This window comes from Polyangium sp. y55x31 (genome assembly GCF_029946505.1).
Lineage (GTDB): Bacteria > Myxococcota_A > Polyangia > Polyangiales > Polyangiaceae > Polyangium.
In genome coordinates this window covers 1-2,762 of the sequence record NZ_JARZHG010000093.1, presented here as the reverse complement: position 1 = coordinate 2,762, position 2,762 = coordinate 1, and the positions used below count along the sequence as shown (strand labels likewise).

2 protein-coding genes are annotated in these 2,762 nt (G+C 60.9%); both read left to right on the top strand.

The window, feature by feature from the left end:
• The first annotated feature begins 620 nt into the window (after nucleotides 1-620).
• Nucleotides 621-2,060: a hypothetical protein gene (locus tag QHF84_RS50120; protein WP_281320788.1), complete on the top strand. Its 1,440-nt coding sequence runs from the start codon at nucleotides 621-623 to the stop codon at nucleotides 2,058-2,060.
• A gap of 393 nt (nucleotides 2,061-2,453) precedes the next feature.
• Nucleotides 2,454-2,642 carry a DUF4062 domain-containing protein gene (locus QHF84_RS50370; protein ID WP_348652950.1) on the top strand — a complete coding sequence of 63 codons (189 nt, stop codon included), beginning with the start codon at nucleotides 2,454-2,456 and terminating at the stop codon, nucleotides 2,640-2,642.
• Nucleotides 2,643-2,762 lie beyond the last annotated feature (120 nt).

Here is a 2,762-nt window from a genome sequence, read left to right as displayed (position 1 = left end):
TTTCCGCCACTCTGACCCCCCCGGATGCGGGGGTGGCGGAAATACGACGTCGAGCGCGGTCGGGGCGCCTCGACCCCGAGGAAGATTTTCGCCGAGGGCCGGCCGGCCCGCCGAGGGGCCCTCGACCTCTTACGCGCGCCGAGCACGCGCCCCTCGACGCCGCCCGGCCTCGCCATCGCCCTCGACCTCGCCGCGATCACCCGCCTCGACGTCGGCCTCCGCGGCAACGTGCGACTCCGCCGAACCCCTCGGCGAGGCCCTCGCGTCGAGCCTCGCGACGCTCGCCGAGCAGCACGCCGCGACGTGTTTCCGCCGCCTTGGTTTCCGCCACTCTGACCCCCCCGGATGCGGGGGTGGCGGAAATACGACGTCGAGCGCGGTCGGGGCGCCTCGACCCCGAGGAAGATTTTCGCCGAGGGCCGGCCGGCCCGCCGAGGGGCCCTCGACCCCTTACGCGCGCCGAGCTCGCGCCCCTCGACGCCGCCCCGCCTCGCCGTCGCCCTCGACCTCGCCGCGATCACCCGCCTCGACCTCGACCCCCGCCGCAACGTGCGGCTCGGCCAGCTTGCACGACGCCGCCAAATATGAGAAAAGGCTCCTCTAACAAAGAAAGCACACCAATGGCAAAACGGCTTTTCGCAACGCAGAAGCTTTCCGACCTCTCAAACAAGGAGTTGCTGGAGACTGTGCGGCTTGCGCAGCAGTCGAACTCCTGGGAAACACAGTTTCCGTCTCGCGGCCCCGAGGTTGAACTCCACCCTAATGATGCTGTGGCGGCGCGCGCGTACCTGAAGAATCCGACTCGATCGGGTATATGGCGGCTTGTCGCCAAGTGGGAGAGTGACGCTGGGGTAAGCAAAGTAGTCTGGGACCAGATTTCGGCACGGTTCGGTACTGGCGAGCAGGTGGCTTATCAAATCGGCAAGCAGAACCATTCGGCCCCGATCGATGAGCTTAATACGGCTCAGACAAGAGCTATCATCGCAAATAGGATCTCGTTCCTCTTCGAGTTGTTTAGATACCTAAATGATACGCAGAGCGGGACGGCGAATGTGGGCGACGCCGCCTTGTCAAGCGATACGCTTCTCATCCTCGCAGCCATCAAGGCTGACAAGATACCTCCCGCCTTCGCGGAAGCACTTGAGTTCTTCTCAAGCCAAATCAACTACCCAGAATTCCACGGATGGGTCCGGGCACACCGACCGACCACGGTGCAAGGGTCTTCATTTATACTGATGGATCCTCCGGGCGAGGGCAAGACGATCAAGTGTATTGCATTATCATCCAAGCCGCTGGAGCAGCTACGGAAGTTCTTGGAGTTAACTGGAAAGATTTCGTCTCCCACCCTGCGCCCCGTTTTCTCCCCAGAAGAGGAGGTCTTTGAGCCCTACTTTGATATCGTGAAGGCTACACATAGCACGATCAGTTCGGATCCCCGCCTGAACCCACATTTTGAACGTGCCTTTTCGGAGTACTCTGCCGAACGGTTCGAAAGCACGGTCAATGCCCTTGGTCTTATTGCAGAGGACTATCTCACGCAGGTGTACGAAACCCTACTCCGAGATGTTCCTCCGCGCGGGAAAACCCTCGGCCAACTTTACGATCACCTGCACTCGGAAGTGCGCTCACTATTTAAAAAGGAGCCCGCCAAGCCTGCTGATCTGGACTCGCTGTACGGTAAAGTAAATGCCGCAATAAAAGCCTCGGACTCGGGTGCGGCCGAATCGAGTTTGCGAACGCTAGAGGTTGTCCGTGATGTCATAACTGCCATCAAAGTTGAGCGGATTTTCGCTCAGGATCAATTGCGTCAGACTCGCGATCACGACACACACGTATCTGTATTCCCCGCCATCGTGCGGACAAATCTGAACGACCTGATCCGCTATCGAAACGCTGCGGCTCACAAGACCCGCGTTCCGATAGGCAGTTACGAGGCTTTACGAACCCTCTATTCGCTCGTGTCGTTCGTAACTTGGTGGCAAGAAGCTTTGGCTAACATTGACTGGCACGTAGGGAGGAACGAGATCATTGCCCAGCTCGTCAAAGATGCTGGAGATTAGCTGCGCGAGCGCGCTAGACGTTTCGACCCCGGCGCGGGATCGCCTGCCTCGACTTCGACCCCCGCGGCAACGTGCGACTCGGCCGAACCCCTCGGCGAGGCCCTCGCGTCGAGCCTCGCGCCGCTCGCCGCCCGTCGATTCCGCCGTCGTGGGAAGATTTCCGCCGAGGCCCGGCCGGCTCGCCGAGGGGCCCTCGACCCCCTTGCGCGCGCCGAGCTCGCCGAGCTCGAGGCCCTCGACGCGGCCCCGGCCTCCGCTACGCCCTCGACCTCGGCGGGATCGCCCGGACGCTCCCGTGCCTCGACCGTGTGAAACCGATGCGATGGCTGCGATCGACCTGGACAGCCAGAAGCAGGGCCTCCTATAGTCCTGCTCTCCACCCCCTTGAGCACCATGAAGCGCCCCCGCCCGAAGTACCAAGTTTTCGTGAGTTCCACCTACACAGACCTCCACGATGAACGCGAGCGCGTCATCTGGGGAATCCTGAATGCTCGCCATATCCCCGCCGGAATGGAGAACTTTACCGCCACAAACGATCGAGGGTGGGAGACGATTCGCAGGGTTATCGATCTGACAGACTAGAACTCATCTCATAAACCGTCGAGTAGGTCCATCGGCTCCAACATCCCACTTTGTAGGATCAATCGAACGAGGCTCGGTCCAGTCGTCGGTACATTTTTGATTGCTGACGACATATGCAGG